The sequence below is a fragment of the Streptomyces sp. NBC_00631 genome (assembly GCF_045206895.1).
Lineage (GTDB): Bacteria > Actinomycetota > Actinomycetes > Streptomycetales > Streptomycetaceae > Streptomyces.
Genome location: NZ_CP107734.1, coordinates 10,420,670 through 10,437,078 on the forward strand (window position 1 = coordinate 10,420,670; position 16,409 = coordinate 10,437,078).

17 protein-coding genes are annotated in these 16,409 nt (G+C 72.0%); 15 read left to right on the plus strand and 2 right to left on the minus strand.

Translation table 11 applies throughout. The features are described from left to right. Nucleotides 1-41: 41 nt before the first annotated feature. From OHB00_RS47090 to OHB00_RS47145, 12 genes are read left to right on the plus strand one after another with little or no spacing between them, the layout of a single operon-like run. Nucleotides 42-1,430, plus strand: coding sequence for an ABC transporter substrate-binding protein (locus OHB00_RS47090; protein ID WP_406444647.1), 1,389 nt, complete (start codon nt 42-44; stop codon nt 1,428-1,430). Next, nucleotides 1,431-3,542: an ABC transporter permease subunit gene (locus tag OHB00_RS47095; protein ID WP_406444649.1), complete on the plus strand. Its 2,112-nt coding sequence runs from the start codon at nt 1,431-1,433 to the stop codon at nt 3,540-3,542. It abuts the gene before it with no gap. Further along, on the plus strand, nt 3,523-4,233 hold the full coding sequence (locus OHB00_RS47100; protein ID WP_406444651.1) for an ABC transporter ATP-binding protein: 711 nt from the start codon (nt 3,523-3,525) through the stop codon (nt 4,231-4,233). The genes OHB00_RS47095 and OHB00_RS47100 overlap by 20 nt, the downstream gene beginning before the upstream one ends. Continuing rightward, complete coding sequence (locus tag OHB00_RS47105; protein WP_406444653.1) at nt 4,230-4,937, plus strand: ABC transporter ATP-binding protein; 708 nt, start codon at nt 4,230-4,232, stop codon at nt 4,935-4,937. The genes OHB00_RS47100 and OHB00_RS47105 overlap by 4 nt, the downstream gene beginning before the upstream one ends. After that, on the plus strand, nt 4,934-5,329 hold the full coding sequence (locus OHB00_RS47110; RefSeq protein WP_406444655.1) for a hypothetical protein: 396 nt from the start codon (nt 4,934-4,936) through the stop codon (nt 5,327-5,329). The genes OHB00_RS47105 and OHB00_RS47110 overlap by 4 nt, the downstream gene beginning before the upstream one ends. Beyond that, nucleotides 5,295-5,612 carry a hypothetical protein gene (locus OHB00_RS47115; RefSeq protein ID WP_406444657.1) on the plus strand — a complete coding sequence of 106 codons (318 nt, stop codon included), beginning with the start codon at nt 5,295-5,297 and terminating at the stop codon, nt 5,610-5,612. The genes OHB00_RS47110 and OHB00_RS47115 overlap by 35 nt, the downstream gene beginning before the upstream one ends. 28 nt (nt 5,613-5,640) lie before the next feature. Beyond that, nucleotides 5,641-6,939 (plus strand): amidohydrolase family protein, encoded by a 1,299-nt coding sequence (locus OHB00_RS47120; RefSeq protein WP_406444659.1) that lies wholly within the window; start codon nt 5,641-5,643, stop codon nt 6,937-6,939. Further along, nucleotides 6,939-7,706 (plus strand): SDR family NAD(P)-dependent oxidoreductase, encoded by a 768-nt coding sequence (locus tag OHB00_RS47125; RefSeq protein ID WP_406444660.1) that lies wholly within the window; start codon nt 6,939-6,941, stop codon nt 7,704-7,706. Before OHB00_RS47120 ends, OHB00_RS47125 begins: the two co-directional genes overlap by 1 nt. Beyond that, the gene (locus OHB00_RS47130; RefSeq protein WP_406444662.1) at nt 7,706-8,887 is read left to right on the plus strand and encodes a CaiB/BaiF CoA transferase family protein; all 1,182 of its coding nucleotides are present in this window, start codon (nt 7,706-7,708) and stop codon (nt 8,885-8,887) included. The genes OHB00_RS47125 and OHB00_RS47130 overlap by 1 nt, the downstream gene beginning before the upstream one ends. After that, the gene (locus OHB00_RS47135; RefSeq protein ID WP_406444664.1) at nt 8,884-9,708 is read left to right on the plus strand and encodes an enoyl-CoA hydratase/isomerase family protein; all 825 of its coding nucleotides are present in this window, start codon (nt 8,884-8,886) and stop codon (nt 9,706-9,708) included. The genes OHB00_RS47130 and OHB00_RS47135 overlap by 4 nt, the downstream gene beginning before the upstream one ends. Next, the gene (locus tag OHB00_RS47140; protein WP_406444665.1) at nt 9,693-10,826 is read left to right on the plus strand and encodes a thiolase family protein; all 1,134 of its coding nucleotides are present in this window, start codon (nt 9,693-9,695) and stop codon (nt 10,824-10,826) included. Before OHB00_RS47135 ends, OHB00_RS47140 begins: the two co-directional genes overlap by 16 nt. A 13-nt stretch (nt 10,827-10,839) precedes the next feature. Continuing rightward, nucleotides 10,840-11,988, plus strand: a complete 1,149-nt coding sequence (locus tag OHB00_RS47145; RefSeq protein ID WP_406444666.1) for an acyl-CoA dehydrogenase family protein — start codon at nt 10,840-10,842, stop codon at nt 11,986-11,988. 61 nt (nt 11,989-12,049) lie between these two features. Here OHB00_RS47145 and OHB00_RS47150 read toward each other — a convergent pair whose 3' ends face one another. Next, the gene (locus tag OHB00_RS47150) at nt 12,050-13,078 is read right to left on the minus strand and encodes a phosphotransferase family protein (RefSeq protein WP_406444668.1); all 1,029 of its coding nucleotides are present in this window, start codon (nt 13,076-13,078) and stop codon (nt 12,050-12,052) included. Next, the gene (locus OHB00_RS47155) at nt 13,075-14,376 is read right to left on the minus strand and encodes an acyl-CoA dehydrogenase family protein (protein ID WP_406444670.1); all 1,302 of its coding nucleotides are present in this window, start codon (nt 14,374-14,376) and stop codon (nt 13,075-13,077) included. Before OHB00_RS47155 ends, OHB00_RS47150 begins: the two co-directional genes overlap by 4 nt. A gap of 37 nt (nt 14,377-14,413) precedes the next feature. Between OHB00_RS47155 and OHB00_RS47160 the strand changes: the two genes are divergently transcribed. The 3 genes from OHB00_RS47160 to OHB00_RS47170 are packed head-to-tail and all read left to right on the plus strand — an operon-like array spanning nt 14,414 to nt 16,409. Further along, nucleotides 14,414-15,100 carry a TetR/AcrR family transcriptional regulator gene (locus tag OHB00_RS47160; RefSeq protein ID WP_406444672.1) on the plus strand — a complete coding sequence of 229 codons (687 nt, stop codon included), beginning with the start codon at nt 14,414-14,416 and terminating at the stop codon, nt 15,098-15,100. A 2-nt stretch (nt 15,101-15,102) separates the two neighbouring features. Beyond that, a complete protein-coding gene (locus OHB00_RS47165; RefSeq protein WP_406444674.1) occupies nt 15,103-15,561 on the plus strand; it encodes a VOC family protein in 459 nt (152 codons plus the stop codon). Further along, on the plus strand, nt 15,558-16,409 hold the full coding sequence (locus OHB00_RS47170) for an SDR family oxidoreductase (protein WP_406444676.1): 852 nt from the start codon (nt 15,558-15,560) through the stop codon (nt 16,407-16,409). Before OHB00_RS47165 ends, OHB00_RS47170 begins: the two co-directional genes overlap by 4 nt.

The window sequence follows — 16,409 nt, forward strand, 5'->3', positions numbered from 1 at the left end:
CGGCGCTCATCAGTTCGGGGACACCACCGAGGAGGAACCCCGTGAGAGTCCAGGCACTTCCCGCCGCGCTGGCGGCGACCGCACTGCTGGCCGTCGCCGGATGCGGCGGCCACAGCAGCGCCGGAGACACCGCCGACGGCGGCGCGACCCCGACGAAGGCCGCACAGCAGGCCGCTTCCGGCGACTTCGGAGACCTGAAGAAGGTCTGCGGACCGGGCACCGCGAAGAGCGCACCCGCCCAGGGCGTCACCGCCGACTCCATCGACATCGGCGTCCTCTCCGACGTCGGCTTCACCAAGAACTCCGAATTCGCCGACACCGCCAAGGTGTTCACCTCCTGGTGCAACGCGGCCGGCGGCATCAACGGCCGCAAGCTCGTGGCCACCACCCGCGACTCCAGGCTGATGGAGGTCCGCCAGCGGATGCTGGAGGCCTGCAAGCAGGACTTCGCGCTGGTCGGCGGCGGCTCCGCACTGGACGCCCTGGGCGTGCAGGACCGGCTGAAGTGCCTGCTGCCCGACTTCCCGGCACAGGTCAGCCAGATCCAGAACGTCGGCTCGGACCTCCAGCTGAACGAGACCGGCGGGGCGGCCTACGCCCGCTACATCGGCTACTACGACTGGCTGCTGAAGCAGGCCTACCCGGAGTCGGCGGGTGCCGTCGGCACGATCGCCGGCGACGCCCCGGTGACCAAGGTCCTCAACGGTGAGACCGTGGAGACGCTCAAGGCCGCCGGCGCGAAGGTCACTTACCAGGACCTGTACCCGGCGGCCGGCGTCTCCGACTGGACCCCCTACGCCCAGTCCATCAAGAGCAAGGGCGTCAAGGGCCTGGTCTTCAACGGCGACTTCGCGAGCCTGTCCAAGCTCGAACAGATCCTGACCGGCATGGACTACAAGCTCGACTGGATCGACGCCAACAACAACGCCTACGGGCCCGCCTTCCTGCAACTGGCCGGCAAGTCCCTCGGCTACCAGAACAACTTCGCCGACCTCAGCGGCGTCTACCCGCTGGAGAAGGCGGCCGACAACCCCGCGACCGGGCAGCTGGTCGCCCTGTTCAAGAAGTACGCCCCCAGCGCCCAGATGACGCTGCCCGGCGTCCGCGGCTTCGCCGCCTGGCTGCTGTTCGCCAAGGCCGCCTCCTCCTGCGGTGACGACCTCACCCGCACGTGTGTCTACCAGGCCGCGGCCAAGGAGAGCGCCTGGACCGGCGGCGGACTCCTCGCCCCGGTCGACCTGTCCACCCCGGGCGCCCCGCTGACCTGCTTCAACGTCGAGAAGGCCACCTCCAAGGGGTGGGTGCCCGCGGACTTCGAACCCGACACCGGCGCCTACAGGTGCAACGAGACCGCCTACAAGTTCAAGGGCAACTACGGAAAGCCCCTCACCCTCGCCGACGTCGGCAAGAGCATGAGCGATGTGAAGTAGATGGAGCAGTTCCTGACCTTCGGGATCGTCGGCCTGAGCACCGCCGCCATCTACGCGGTCATCGGCAGCGGCCTGGTGCTCACCTACGTCACCACCGGCGTGTTCAACTTCGCGCACGGCGCGGCCGGCATGCTGGCGGCGTTCTGCTACTGGCAGTTCACCGTCGGCTGGGGCTGGCCGGTGCCGGTGAGTCTCGCGGTGGTGCTCCTTGTGCTCGCGCCCGCGTTCGGCCTCGCCGTAGAGCGGGTCCTGATGCGGCCCGTGCAACGGCTCGGCGAGGCCGAACGGCTGGTGATGACGGTGGCGCTGCTCAGCGGCGCCATCGCCGCCGCCCGCTGGATCTGGGACCCCGACGTGCCTCGCCCACTGTCGGTGTTCTTCGTCGGCAAACCGCCCTTCCACCTCGGACCGGCCACCCTCACCCGGCACCAGGCGATCACCATGGCCGTCGCCGTGGCGGTCGCCGCCGGCCTCTGGTTCCTGCTCAACCACACCCGTACCGGCGCCGAGATGCGCGCCACCGTCGACGACCCGGCCCTGGTACGGCTCACCGGCGCCGACCCGGTCCGGGCGAGCCGCGTCGCCTGGATCCTCGGCACCCAACTCGCCGCGATCGGCGGCATCCTGATCGCCCCCACCGTCGCCCTGGACGCCTCCCAGCTCTCCCTCCTGATCGTCAGCGCCTACACCGCGGCCGTCTTCGGCAGACTGCGCAGCCTGCCGCTCACCTTCGCCGGCGCGGTCGTCGTCGGCTGCATGGAGAGCTACCTCGCCGGCTACCTCCCGCAGAACCCCTACCTGCCCGGCCTGCGCCTGGCGGCCCCGGCCCTGCTCCTCTTCCTCGCCCTCCTCCTGTTCCGCCACCCGGGCCTGCGCCACCGCGACCGGCGGCTGGTCCAGGTCCCGGCGCCCAGCCTGCGCGGCACCGCCGTGTTCGCCGCCTCGACGGTCGCGTTCGGGGTGGTCCTGGCCACCGTGCTTGACGAGGCCGACCTCGTCAGCTACGGGCCGATCTTCTCCCTCGGCATCGTCGCCCTGTCGTACGTCCCGCTCGCCGGGTACGCCGGGCAGATCTCCCTGTGCCAGCTGAGCATGGCCGGCATCGGCGCCGTCGTCTGGGGCCACCTCGGCGCGCACGGCGAACTCTGGGCGCTGGCCGCGGCGATCGCCGTGTCCGGGGCGGCCGGGGCGCTGATCGCGGTGCCCGCGCTGCGGTTCTCCGGCGTGTACCTGGCGCTGGGCACCGCCGCGGTCACGGTGGTCCTGGACCGGTGGATCTTCACCCTGCCGGCCTTCCACCTGTTCGGCCTGCGCATCTCGTTCTTCGACCAGGGCTCGGTGGACATGAGCGGCCCCGACCTGTTCGGCCTGCACCTCGACTCCGCAGCCGACCTGACCGTCCTCGCCGCCCTCTGCCTCGGCCTCGCCTCCCTCTCGGTCGCCTGGCTGCGGCGCAGCGGCTTCGGGCGGCGCCTGATCGCACTGCGGGACAGCGAGGCCGCGTACGCCACACTCGGCGGCAACCTGCTGGTGACCAAGGTGGCCGTCTTCGCGCTGTCCTCCGGTGTCGCCGGACTCGGCGGCGCCCTCTACGGCATGCAGCAACGCGCCGTCACCGCAGAGCAGTTCAACCTCGTCGCCGGACTGCCGATCTTCCTCGTCGCCGTCATCGGCGGCCTCGGCGCGGTCGGCGAGGGCCTGTTCGCCGGCACCGCCTACCTCGGCCCGAACGCCCTGACCGGTGTCGCCTCCTGGACGCAGAACATCGTCAGCGTCCTGCCCGCCCTCGCCGGGATGGGCCTCGGGCACAGCCCCGAGGGGATCGTGGCCAGGTTCCGCCGTCAGTGGGAACCCCTCGGCCGCGACCTCGTCGCCCTGCCCGTCCTGCTCGGCGCCCTCGCCCTGGGCTGGGTGCTGCGGCTGACCGGCGCGATCGGCGGCTGGACGTTCCTTCTCGGATCGCTGGCCGCGGGGTTCGCGCTGCGCGCCTGGGCCGCCGCCCGCCAGGCCCCGACTGCCGAGGCGGACGTACCGGTCGAGTGGTGGGGCGTACGACGGCCCTGGCGGCCGCAGGACGGGGAGGTGCTGATCCGTGCCACTGCTGGACGTTAGCGGCGTCACCGTCACCTTCGGCGGCAACCGAGCCCTGGACGGGGCCGGGATGAGTGCCGACCGGGGCCGGATCACCGGCCTCATCGGGCCCAACGGCGCCGGCAAGAGCACCCTGTTCGACGTGGTGTCCGGGCTGCGCCGGCCCGCGGCGGGCAGGGTCGCCCTCGGCGGCAGGGACGTCACCCGCCTCGGCCCCGCCCGGCGCTGCCGGCACGGACTGGCCCGCACCTTCCAACGCCTCGAACTCTTCGGCCGGCTGAGCGTCCGCGACAACCTCCTCGTCGCCGCGGAACTCGGCCCCGAACGCCGGCGGGCGGCACAGGTGGCCGACGGCCTCCTCGACCGGCTCGGCCTGACCGGCATCGCCGACACCCCCGCCGACAACCTCCCCACCGGCGTCGCCCGCCTCGTCGAGGTCGGCCGCGCCCTCGCCGTACGGCCCGCACTCCTGCTTCTCGACGAACCCGCGGCCGGACAGGACGGCGAGGAGACCGAACGCTTCGCCGCCCTGCTGCGCTCGCTCGCCGCCGAAGGCACCGCGGTCGTCCTCGTCGAACACGACATGGGGCTGGTCATGGGCGTCTGCGACGAGGTGTACGTGCTCGACCTCGGCAAGGTCATCGCCGTGGGGCCGCCCGAGGTGATCCGCAACGACGAGACGGTGCTCGCCGCCTACCTGGGGGACGTGTGAACGCTCTGCTCGAACTGCGCGCCGTCCGCGCCGCCCACGAGGGCATCACCGTCCTGCACGGCGTCGACCTGAGCGTCGGCGCCGGGCAGGTCGTCGCGCTGCTCGGCCCGAACGGCGCCGGCAAGACGACCACGCTGCACGTCGCCGCCGGACTCCACCCACCGAGGTTCGGGCAACTCCTGCTCGGCGGACGGGACATGACCGGTGTGGACCCCCGCGAACTGGCCCGGGCCGGAGTCTGCCTCATCCCCGAGGGACGCGGCGTCTTCCCCAACCTCTCGGTGCGCGACAACCTCCTGATGATGACCTTCACCGGCCGCACCCGCCAGGAGATCGAGGAGGTCGCCTACGCCCGCTTCCCCGTGCTCGGCAAGCGGCCGGGCCAGGCGGCGGGGACGCTCTCCGGGGGCGAGCAGCAGATGCTCGCCCTCGCCCGCGGCCTGGCCACCGACCCGGCCGTGCTGCTCCTCGACGAACTGTCCATGGGACTCGCCCCGCTGGTCGTGTCCCGGCTCTACGAACAGGTCGCCGAGATCGCCCGGCAGGGTGTCGCGGTCCTGGTCGTCGAGCAGTTCGCGGCCGCCGTCCTCGGCATCGCCGACCACGCCGCCGTCCTCGTGCGCGGCCGCATCGAACGCCAGGGCCGCCCCGACGGCGGGCTGCGCGACGAACTGTCCGCCCTCTACCTCGGGAGTTCCGCATGACATCCACCGAGCCGCCTCCAGACTCCCGCGCGGACCGGTTCGTCCGCGAACTCGCCGACCTCAGGATCCCCGACCCGGCCGCCGGCCGCGCCGGCCTCTGGCTGCGCCTCGGCGCCGCCCTGATGACCGTCGGCCTGCTCCTCGCCGTCTCGGCGTACTTCGTCTCGCACAACACCCAGAACCCGCTCGACCAGAACGACGCCCTCGCCCTCGGCCTCGGCGGCATCGCGGCCACGGTCGTCGGCGCGGCCCTGTTCCTGCGCTACTCGCTCACCGGCTTCCTGAGGTTCTGGATGGCCCGCCAGTCCTACGACCTCGCCGTGCTCGCCGACCGCCTGTCGGAAAGGGACCTGACCCATGACCTCACCAGCACCGACGCCGCGCCCCGGTGACCAGCTCGCCAGCACGGTGTGCGGCACCCGGGTCGTCGTGGTCCGCGCCCCGGCGGACCGGCAACCGGCCCTGACCTGCGGCGGCGCCCCCATGACGGCCGCCGCCGACGCCCCGCCGGCCCCGCCCGAGAGCGGCGTCCCGGTCACCCTCCTCGGCAAACGCTACGTCGACGCCGACGGCACCCTCGAACTGCTCTGCACCAGCCCCGGAACCGGCGAACTCGCCTGCGACGGCGTCCCCATGACCCTCAAGGCCGCCAAACCCCTCCCCGCCTCCGACTGAACGCCCCCACCAGCGAAAAGGACTCCGCATGAACAAGGACGACCTGATCCTCATCAGCGTCGACGACCATGTCATCGAGCCGCCCGACATCTTCGTGAACCACCTGCCGAAGCGGTACCTGGACGACGCGCCCAAGCTGATCCACCGCGAGGACGGCAGCGACGTGTGGCAGTTCCGCGACAGCACCGTCGGAAACGCCGCTCTCAACGCGGTCGCGGGCCGTCCCAAGGAGGAGTACGGCCTCGACCCGCAGGGCATGGACGAGATCCGGCCCGGCTGCTATGACGTCCACGAACGCGTCAAGGACATGAACGCGGGCGGCGTGCTCGCCCAGATGAACTTCCCGTCCTTCCCGGGCTTCTCGGCCCGCATGTTCGCCACCGAGGACTCCGACTTCTCGCTCGCGCTGGTGCGGGCCTACAACGACTGGCACATCGACGAGTGGTGCGGCTCCTACCCCGGGCGCTTCATCCCGATGGCCCTGCCCGCGATCTGGGACGCCGAGCTGTGCGCCGCCGAACTGCGCCGCGTCGCGGCCAAGGGCTGCCACTCGATGACCTTCCCCGAGAACCCGGCCGCGCTCGGCTACCCGAGCTTCCACGACCCGTACTGGAACCCGGTGTGGCAGGCCGCCTGCGACACCGGCACCGTCCTGTCGGTGCACATCGGCTCCTCCGGCCGCCTGGCCATCCCGGCTGTCGACTCCCCGCCGGACGTGATGATCACCCTCCAGCCGATCAACCTCGTCCAGGCAGCGGCCGACCTGCTGTGGTCGCGCACCCTCAAGGACTTCCCCGACCTGAAGATCGCCCTCTCGGAGGGCGGCACCGGCTGGATTCCCTACTTCCTGGAGCGAGTCGACCGCACCTTCGAGATGCACGCCGCCTGGACCCTGCAGGACTTCGGCGGCAAGCTGCCCTCCGAGGTCTTCCGCGAGCACTTCCTGACCTGCTTCATCACCGACAAGCTCGGCGTGAAGCTGCGCCACGACATCGGCATCGACAACATCTGCTGGGAGGGCGACTACCCGCACAGCGACTCCCTGTGGCCCGACGCGCCCGAGCAGCTGCACGGCGTCCTCACCGAGTGCGGGGTCCCGGACGCGGACACCGTGAAGATCACCCATGAGAACGCCATGCGCTGGTACTCCTTCGACCCGTTCGCGCACATCCCGCGCGAGCAGGCCACGGTCGGCGCCCTGCGCCGGGCCGCCGACGGGCACGACGTCAGCATCCGGCCCCGCAGCCGCCAGCTCAAGGAACCGGTCGACAAGCTGGAGGCCTTCCGCCAGCGGGCCCGCGCGGCCGTCGCGGCGGCGAGCAAGTAGTGGCGTACGACAACGAGCTGTTCGACCTGACGGGACGCTCGGCGCTGGTCACGGGAGCCGCGGGCGGCATCGGTGCCGCCGTCGCCCACGCGCTCGCCCGGGCCGGCGCCGCCGTCCTCGTCACCGACGTCGACGCGGCCGCCGCGGCGGCCGTCGCCGGGAAGATCACGGCGGCGGGCGGCACCGCCGACAGCACCGGACTCGACGTACGGGACCGGACGGCCGCCGAGGCCGCCGTGGACCGGGCCGCCGCCCTCGCCGGCGGGACCCTGCACATCCTGGTGAACAACGCCGGCGTGACCGCGCCGGCGATGTTCCCCGACCTCGACGAGGAGGCCTTCCGCCGACTCCTCGACATCCATGTCCTCGGCACCTTCACCTGCTCCCAGGCCGCGCTGCCGTTCCTGCCCACCGACGGCACCGGACGCATCGTCAACGTCACGTCCTCGGCCGGCCTGACCGGCACCCTCGGCCAGGTGAACTACTCGGCCGCCAAGGCCGCGATCATCGGCATGACCAAGTCACTGGCTCGGGAGCTGGCCCGTCGGCAGATCAAGGTCAACGCCCTGGCACCGCTGGCCGCCACCCCCATGACCGAGACCATCCGCACCGACGACAAGTTCGCCGCCACCATGCTCGCCCGCATCCCGCTCGGCCGCTGGGCCGAGCCCGAGGAGGTCTCCGGGGCCTTCGTCTTCCTCGCCTCGGACGCGGCCTCGTTCGTCACCGGCCAGGTCCTGCCGGTCGACGGCGGCCTGGTGATCTGATGGCGGAGTCCGAACCGCGGGGACCTCTTTCCGGGGTGACGGTGGTGGCCCTGGAACAAGCCGTCTCGGCGCCCCTGTGCACCCGGGTCCTGTGCGACCTCGGGGCCCGGGTGATCAAGGTGGAGAACCCGGACGGCGGCGACTCCGCCCGGCACATCGACGACGTGGTGAACGGCCTGGCCGCCCACTTCGTGTGGACCAACCGCGGCAAGGAGTCCGTCGCCGTCGACCTCAAGTCCGAGGCGGGGATGGCGATCCTGCGCCGGCTGCTGGACCGCGCCGACGTCCTGGTCTCCAACCTCACCCCGGGCACCACGGCCAGACTCGGCATCGCCCCCGACGACCTGGCGATCAGCCACCCCCACCTGATCGCGGTCGAGATCGACGGTTACGGTCCCGGCGGCCCGCTCTCCCACAAACGGGCCTACGACCTTCTCGTCCAGGCCGAGTCCGGGGTCTGCGCCATCACCGGCCACCCCGGCGCCCCGGCCAAACCGGGCCCGCCCATCGCGGACGCGAGCACCGGCCTCTACACCGCGCTGTCCGTCGTGGCGCTCCTCTACGCCGGTGAGCGCCGGGGCGAGCGCGGCGGTGCCGTCGCGGTGAGCCTGTTCGACACCATGACCGAACTCATGGGCTACCCGCTGACCTACACCCGGCACTCGGGCGAGGAGCAGCAGCCCATCGGCATGAGCTCGCCCGCCGTCGCCCCGTACGGCGCCTATGACACCGCCGACGGCCACACGGTCGTTCTCGGCACCATCAACGACCGCGAATGGCAGCGCCTGGCACGGGAGCTGCTCAAACGCCCGGACCTGGCCGCCGACGAACGCTTCCGGACCAACCCCGACCGGGTCCGGCACCGCGGCCTCCTCGACGCGGAGATCGGCGCCTGGTGCGCCCGGCACGACCTGGCACACGTCCAGCGGCGCGCCGACGAGACCGGCATCGGCAACTCCCGCTACAACACCCCGGCCGACGTCCTCGCCCACCCGCACCTCGCGGCCCGCGACCGCTGGCGCACCACCGACACCCCCGCCGGACCGGTACCGGCCCTCCTGCCACCGCCGGTGATCGCCGGCTACGAGCCCCCGATGGGCGCCGTACCGGCCCTCGGCGAGCACACCTCGAAGGTGCTCGCCGAACTGGGCGTCACCGAAGCCGAGCGGGACGCCACGTGACCGGCGACCCCGTACTTCTGTCCGGGGACAGCGGCGGCGTACGGACCCTGACCCTCAACCGCCCGCACCGCAGGAACGCCGTCGACCGCGAACTGTGGGCTGCGCTGCGCCGGGCCCTCACCGAGGCCACGCACGACCGGACGGTACGGGCCCTGGTGCTCACCGGCGCCGGCGGGGCGTTCTGCTCCGGCGCCGACCTCACCAGCGGCGCCACGGACCTCCGGCACCCGCTCGACAAGGTCCGCGACCTCAACGAAGTCGCGGTCCTGCTGCACGAGCTGCCCGTCCCGACCGTGGCCAAGGTGGACGGCGTGGCCGTCGGCGCGGGCTGGAACCTCGCGCTCGGCTGCGACCTGGTGGTGGCCACACCGGAAAGCCGGTTCTCGCAGATCTTCGCGCGCCGCGGGCTCTCCCCGGACTGCGGCGGCACCTGGCTGCTGCCCAGGCTCGCCGGCCTCCAGCAGGCCAAAAGACTCGCCCTGCTGGCCGACATGATCGACGCCGAGGAGGCCCGCTCGCTGAACCTCGTGACCTGGGTGGTGTCCGCCGAGGAGATCGACAGGTTCGTCACCGACCTGGCCGGCCGGCTGGCGGCCGGACCGCCGGTCGCCCTCGCGCAGACCAGGGCACTGCTCAACGAGGGCGCCGGCCGCACCCTGCGCGAGGCACTCGCCGCCGAGGCCCGCGCGCAGGCGGTCAACTTCGCCTCGCCGGACGTCACGGAGGCCTACGCCGCGTTCGCCGGGAAACGGGAGCCGCGCTTCACCGGCCGCTGGTTCCGACAGCCCCCTACGGAGGATCCCTCATGCGTGAAGCCGTGATCGTCGAGGCCGTCCGCACACCGGTGGGCAGACGCGACGGCGGCCTGTCCGGCGTGCACGCGGCCGACCTCTCCGCCGTGGTCCTGACCGCCCTCGCCGAGCGCACCGGCCTCGACCCGGCGCTCGTCGACGACGTGGTGTGGGGCTGCGTCTCCCAGGTCGGCGACCAGTCCAGCAACATCGGCCGGTACGCGGTCCTCGCCGCGGGCTGGCCCGAGACCGTCCCCGGGACCACCGTGAACCGGGCCTGCGGATCGAGCCAGCAGGCCCTGGACTTCGCCGCCCAGGCCGTGATGTCCGGCCAGCAGGACGTCGTCGTGGCCGGCGGCGTCGAGGTCATGAGCCGGGTGCCGCTCGGCTCGGCACGCGCCACCGGGATGCCGTACGGCCCCCAGGTCCTCGCCCGCTACCACGACTTCTCCTTCGACCAGGGCATCTCCGCCGAGAAGATCGCACAGAAGTGGGGCTTCACGCGGACACAGGTGGACGAGTACGCGGCGCTCTCGCACGAGCGCGCCGCCGCCGCCCAGGACAGCGGTGCCTTCGAGGCACAGACCGTGCCGGTGGCGGGGGCGAGCGCCGACGAGGGGATACGGCGCGGCACCAGCGTGGAGAAGCTCGCGGGGCTGAAACCCGCCTTCCTCGACGACGGGGTGATCCACGCCGGCAACGCCTCCCAGATCTCCGACGGCGCCGCGGCCCTGCTGGTCACCACACCGCAGCGGGCACGGGAGCTGGGGCTGACCCCGCTCGTGCGCTACCGCGCGGCCGCGGTGGTCGGCGCCGATCCGGTCCTCATGCTGACCGGCCCGATCCCGGCCACGGAGAAGGTGCTCGCCAAGGCGGGCGTCGGCCTCGCCGAAGTGGACGTCTTCGAGGTGAACGAGGCCTTCGCACCCATCCCGCTGGCCTGGCTCGCCGAGACCGGCGCCGACCCGGCCCTGCTCAACCCGCTCGGCGGCGCCATCGCGCTCGGGCATCCGCTGGGCGCGTCCGGTGCCGTCCTGATGACCCGGATGGTGCACCACATGCGCGACCACGGGATCCGGTACGGCCTGCAGACCATGTGCGAGGGCGGCGGCACGGCCAACGCCACCCTCGTCGAACTCGCTTCCTGACCAAGGGGTTTCGGTGCGCCGAGAGATCTACACATCCGATCACGAGGAATTCCGCAAACTGGTCAGGGAGTTCGTGGCCAAGGAGGTGGTCCCGAACTACGCCTCCTGGGAGCGGGCCGGGCGCCTGCCCCGCGAGATCTTCGAACGGCTCGGCTCGCTGGGCGTGCTGGGCATGGCGATCCCCGAGGACTACGGCGGCGCCGGCCTCGCCGACTACCGCTACAACGTCGTCCTCCAGGAGGAGGTGGCCCGGGCCCTGGTCACCCTGGGCACCGTACGCACCCAACTCGACGTCATCCTGCCCTACTTCCTCGCCTACGCCGACCCCGCGCAGCGACGGCGCTGGTTCCCCGGCCTCGCCGCCGGCACACTGCTGACCGCCGTCGCCATGACCGAACCCGGCACCGGTTCCGACCTGGCGGGCATCCGCACCACGGCCGTACGCGACGGCGACACCTATGTCCTCAACGGCGCCAAGACCTTCATCACCGGAGGTCTGCTCGCCGACCTGGTGATCGTGGTCGCCCGCACGACGAGCGACCCCGCCGACCGGCGCGCGGGACTGACGCTGCTGGTCGTGGAGGACGGGATGCCCGGGTTCACCAGGGGGCGGGTCCTCGACAAGATGGGCATCAAGGTCCAGGACACCGTCGAGCTGGCCTTCGACGACGTACGCGTCCCGGTGGCCAACCGGCTGGGGGAGGAGGGCGCCGCCTTCGGCTACCTGGGTCACAACCTCCCGCAGGAGCGGATGACGGTGGCGGTCGGCTCGGTCGCGCAGGCGCGGGCCGCGCTGGAGACCACCGTCGAGTACGTCAAGGAGCGCGAGGTCTTCGGCAGGACCGTGGCGTCCTTCCAGAACACCAAGTTCGAACTCGCCGCCGTCGCCGCCGAGATCGAGGCCGCCCAGACCATGCTCGACCGTGCCGTCCTCGACCTCGTCGACGGGGAACTCTCCGGCGCCGACGCGGCGAAGGTGAAGCTCTTCTGCACCGAGATGCAGGCCCGCGCCGTCGACCGCTGCCTCCAGCTCTTCGGCGGCTACGGCTACATGACGGAGTACCCGATCGCCCGGCTGTACGCCGACGCCCGAATCACCCGGATCTACGCCGGCACCAGCGAGGTCATGAAGGTGATCATCGCCAAGTCGCTGGGGCTGTGAGAACACGGCCGGGAACGTGAGAGGGCCGCGGCCGCCGGATGCGGCCGCGGCGCTCGGGGGGTCACTTCCCGTAGGCCGTCGACTCCGCCAGGTCGGCGGCGGACTTCATCAGCTGCAGCACCATCGGGCCGAACGCCTGCAACTTCTCGTTGTCGCCGGCCCGTTGGAAACCCTGTTCCAGCACGATGGCGAGCTTCCACTGGGCGAGGACGTCGTAGTAGTCCATGTCGTCGACCTGGCGGCCGGACACCTCGGCGTAGTGCTGGATCAGCTGTTGCCGCGAGGGCATGCCGAACAGGTCGACATAGGACGCGGTGGCCGCCTCGGGGGCGCCGGTGTCCTCGGGCCAGCCGCGCAGCATCCAGGCCAGGTCGAGCTTGGGGTCGCCGACGGTGCCCATCTCCCAGTCGACGACGGCGGCCAGCCGTGCCGGGCCGCCGTGCCGGAACATGACGTTGGCGAACTGGTAGTCGCCGTGCATCAGGCCCGGGACGTAGTCGAGCGGCCGGTGGCCGCGCAGCCAGGCCGAGGCCTCGTCGAAGCCGGGCAGCTCACGGCCCTTCACCCGCTCAAGGTAGCGGGTCCAGCGGTCCACCTGGCGTTCGTGGAAGCCCTCGGGGCGGCCCAGGTCGTCCAGCCCCTGCGCCCGCCAGTCCACCCTGCCCAGCAGGGCGGCCCCCTCGGCCAGTTGGTACGCCAGTTGGGCCCGCGCGGTCAGGTCCGTGTCGAACGGCTCCGGCCAGCCGCGTCCGCCGGTGGTGGACATGGGCGACCAGCCGTCGACGAACTCCATCAGGTAGAAGGTGCGGCCGAGGACGGCGGTGTCCGTGCACACGGCGATCGCCTCGGTGTGCGGGACGTCCGTGCCGTTCAGCGCCTCGGTGATCCGCCACTCCCGCAGGATGCCCGCGTCGCGGGCGGCCGGCGCGGTCGGCGGCGGGATGCGCAGGGCGCAGTGCAGTTCTCCGCGCCGGATCTCGTAGATCTCGTTCTGCGCGCCGCCCGAGACGTACCGCTGCTCGACCGGTTCGCCCTTGCCGGGCAGTGCGGACTCGTCCAGCCAGTCCGCCAGCCGCTCGACGTCGATCATCGGGCCTCCGTCTCCGGCTCCAGGAACTCCGCGTACTTGGCCCGCGCCGCGGCCAGCCGGGTGGGCAGGTAGCCACTCGGCCACAGGTCCTCGCTGGCCTTGTGGTCACGCAGCACCTGCCGGGCGACGGTGACCTTGTGCGCCTCGGTCGGACCGTCGGCGATGCCCAGGACGCTGGCGCCCAGGAGCATCCGGAACAGCGGCATGTCGCCGCTCACGCCGAGGGCACCGTGCACCTGGATCGCGCGGTGGGCGACGTCGTGCAGCACGCTCGGCAGCACGACCTTGATCATCGCGATGTCCTTGCGCACCTTGCGGTAGTCGTTGTACTTGTCGATCTTCCAGGCGGTGTGCAGCACGGCCAGCCGGAACTGCTGGATCTGGGCCCACGAGTCGGCTATGTGGCCCTGCACGAACTGCTTGTCGGCCAGGACCGTACCCTGCGTGTGCCGGCTCAGCGCCCGCTCGCACATCATGTCGAACGCCTTGCCCGCGAGCCCGATCGTCCGCATCGCGTGATGGATCCGCCCGCCGCCGAGGCGGGTCTGGGCGATGACGAACGCCTGCCCCTCGCCGCCCAGCAGCGCGTCCGCCGGCACCCGTACGTCCTGGTAGTGCACCAGCGCGTGAGAACCCCGTTCTTCGGGCTCACCGGCGAGCGCGACGTTCCGCTCGATGACGATCCCGGGCGTCTCGGCCGGGACCAGGAGCATCGACATGCTCTTGTACGGGTCCCCGTCCGGGTCGGTCACGGCCATCACGATGAAGAACGCGGCCGTCCTGGCGTTGGACGAGAAGTACTTCCAGCCGTTGATGACCCACTCGTCCCCGTCCCGCACCGCCCGGGTGGTGAACTCCTTGGGGTCGGACCCGGCCTGGGGCTCGGTCATGGAGTAGCAGGAGAAGATCTCGCCGTCGAGCAGCGGGCGCAGATAGCGCTCCTTCTGCGCCGCTGTGCCGTAGTGGGCGAGGATCTCCGCGTTGCCCGTGTCCGGGGCCTGGCAGCCGAACACGATCGGGGCCCAGGAGGAGCGCCCCAGGATCTCGTTGAGCAGGCACAGCTTGACCTGACCGTGTCCCTCACCACCCAGGTCGGGGCCGAGGTGGGTGGCCCACAGCCCGTGCGCCCGCACCTCCTTCTTGAGGGGGTCGAGGACACGGCGGAGGTTGTCGTCTGGCGGGGTGAACTGCAGGCCGTCCCAGAGGAGGTCGAGGGGTTCGACCTCCTCGCGGACGAACCGGTCCGCCCAGTCCAGCTGTGCCTGGTAGTCCGGGTCTGTCTCGAAGTCCCACGGCATTGTGTCTCCTTCCGGCGGATGCCAGAATAACGTTCTCGTGGATGAGAACACAATTCCCTCGCTGCGGAACGCGGCTTCTGACGACGTGCCGGACCGGCCTCCGGACGGCATCGCCGACCGGATAGCCCAGCGCGCCCTGGCCCGCCGCGCCGACCAGTACGCCGACGAGGTACGCGCCCTCCTCGACGCGGCACGCGCGGTCATGCGCCGCCTCGGCACGACGGCACGCCCGCGCGTCGCCGACATCGTGACGGAGGCCGGCCTGTCCAACGAAACCTTCTACCGGCACTTCCGGTCCAAGGACGCCCTGGTCGCCGCGATCATGGAGGACGGCGCCGAGCGGCTGTGCGGCTACATCGCCCACCAGATGGCCAAGGAGCCCACGGCGCGGGGCAAGGTGCGCCGCTGGGCCGAGGGCGTCCTGTCGCAGGCGATGGACGCCGACACTGCCGCGACGACGCTCGCGGTCATGTGGAACGCCCAGAGCGTGGGGGAGGGGTTCCTCGCCGGGCCGCCCTCGATCGCGGGCCTGCTCGCGGACCTCCTCCGCGCGCCGTACACCGAACTCGGCAGCGCCGCCCCCGGCCTGGACGCCGCCCTGGCCGCCCACGCGACGGTCGGCCGGCTCGCCGACCACCTGTGGCGGCGGCTGCCCCCGACGGGCGCCGACGTCGAGCACATCACCCGCTTCTGCCTGCGCACGATCACACCCGAGGGAGCGTGAGAATGAAGGCGACCGACCAGTTCCATGTCGGCCTCGTCGTCGACGACATCGCCGCCGCTGCGGCCGAGTTGACGGGCGTGTTCGGCCACCGGTGGTGCGAGGAGCTGGGCGCACCGGCCCGGGTGAGCCTGCCCGGCGGCGACGCGGTCCTCGACCTCAGGTCGACGTACTCCGTGTCCGAGCCCCGGGTGGAGCTGGTCCGGAGCATCCCGGGCACCCTGTGGCAGCCGGCCGCCGACTCCGGCATCCACCACCTCGGCTACTGGTCCGACGACGTGGCCGCAGACTCGGCCGAACTGGCCCGGCGCGGCTACGCGTTCGAGGCCGTCGGCCGCCGCCCGGACGGTACCCCGTACTGGGCGTTCCTCCGCGGCGGCGGCGGCCCGCGCATCGAACTGGTGACCCGGGCGCTGCAGCCCGTCCTGGAGCAGTACTGGGCGACCGGCAGGAGGCCGTCGTGACCGTCGAGAAGGAGGCAGGCCCGATGACGAGCGTGGGAATCGTGACCGGAGCCGGGCGCGGCATGGGACTGGAGTGCGCGCGGCGCATGGTCGGCACGGTGGACCGGCTGCTGCTGGTCGACCTGGACAAGAAGACCGTTTCCACGGCCGTGGAGGAGCTCTCGACCTCCCCGCACGCGACCGTCGTGGAACCGCACACCCTCGACATCACCGACCGCGACGGCCTGGCCGGTCTCGCCGCCCGTGTCCGCGAACTCGGCACCCTGCGCGCCGTCGCCCACGCCGCGGGCATCTCGCCGACCATGGCCGACTGGCGCCGCATCCTCACGGTCGACCTCGTCGGCACGGCCCTGCTGGCCGACGCCCTGCGACCGCTCTTCACCCAGGGCACGGCGATGGTGTGCTTCGCCTCGATGGCGGCCCTGTTCGGCGACACCGAGCCGCGACCGGCGACCGAGGCGGCCCTGGCGGATCCGCTCGACGAGCACTTCCTCGACCGCATCCGGGAAGCCGTGGGTCCGGACATCGAGGATCCCGGCATGGCCTACACGTGGGCCAAGCGCGGAGTCCAGCGCTTCGTGCAGCGGGAGGCCGTGCGCGTCGGAGCGGCCGGGGGTCGCGTCTGCTCGGTCTCGCCCGGCGTCGTCGCCACCCCGCAGGGGAGGCAGGAGGCCGAACACCACCCGTCGATGCGGGCACTGGTACGGCAGTCCGCCCTCGGCCGCGAGGGCCGCCCCGAGGAACTGGCCGCCGTCGTCGCCTTCCTGCTGTCGGACGAGGCGTCCTTCCTCACCGGCACCGACATCCTGGTCGACGGTGGGGTACGGGCGGGCCTGGCGGCGCGGTAG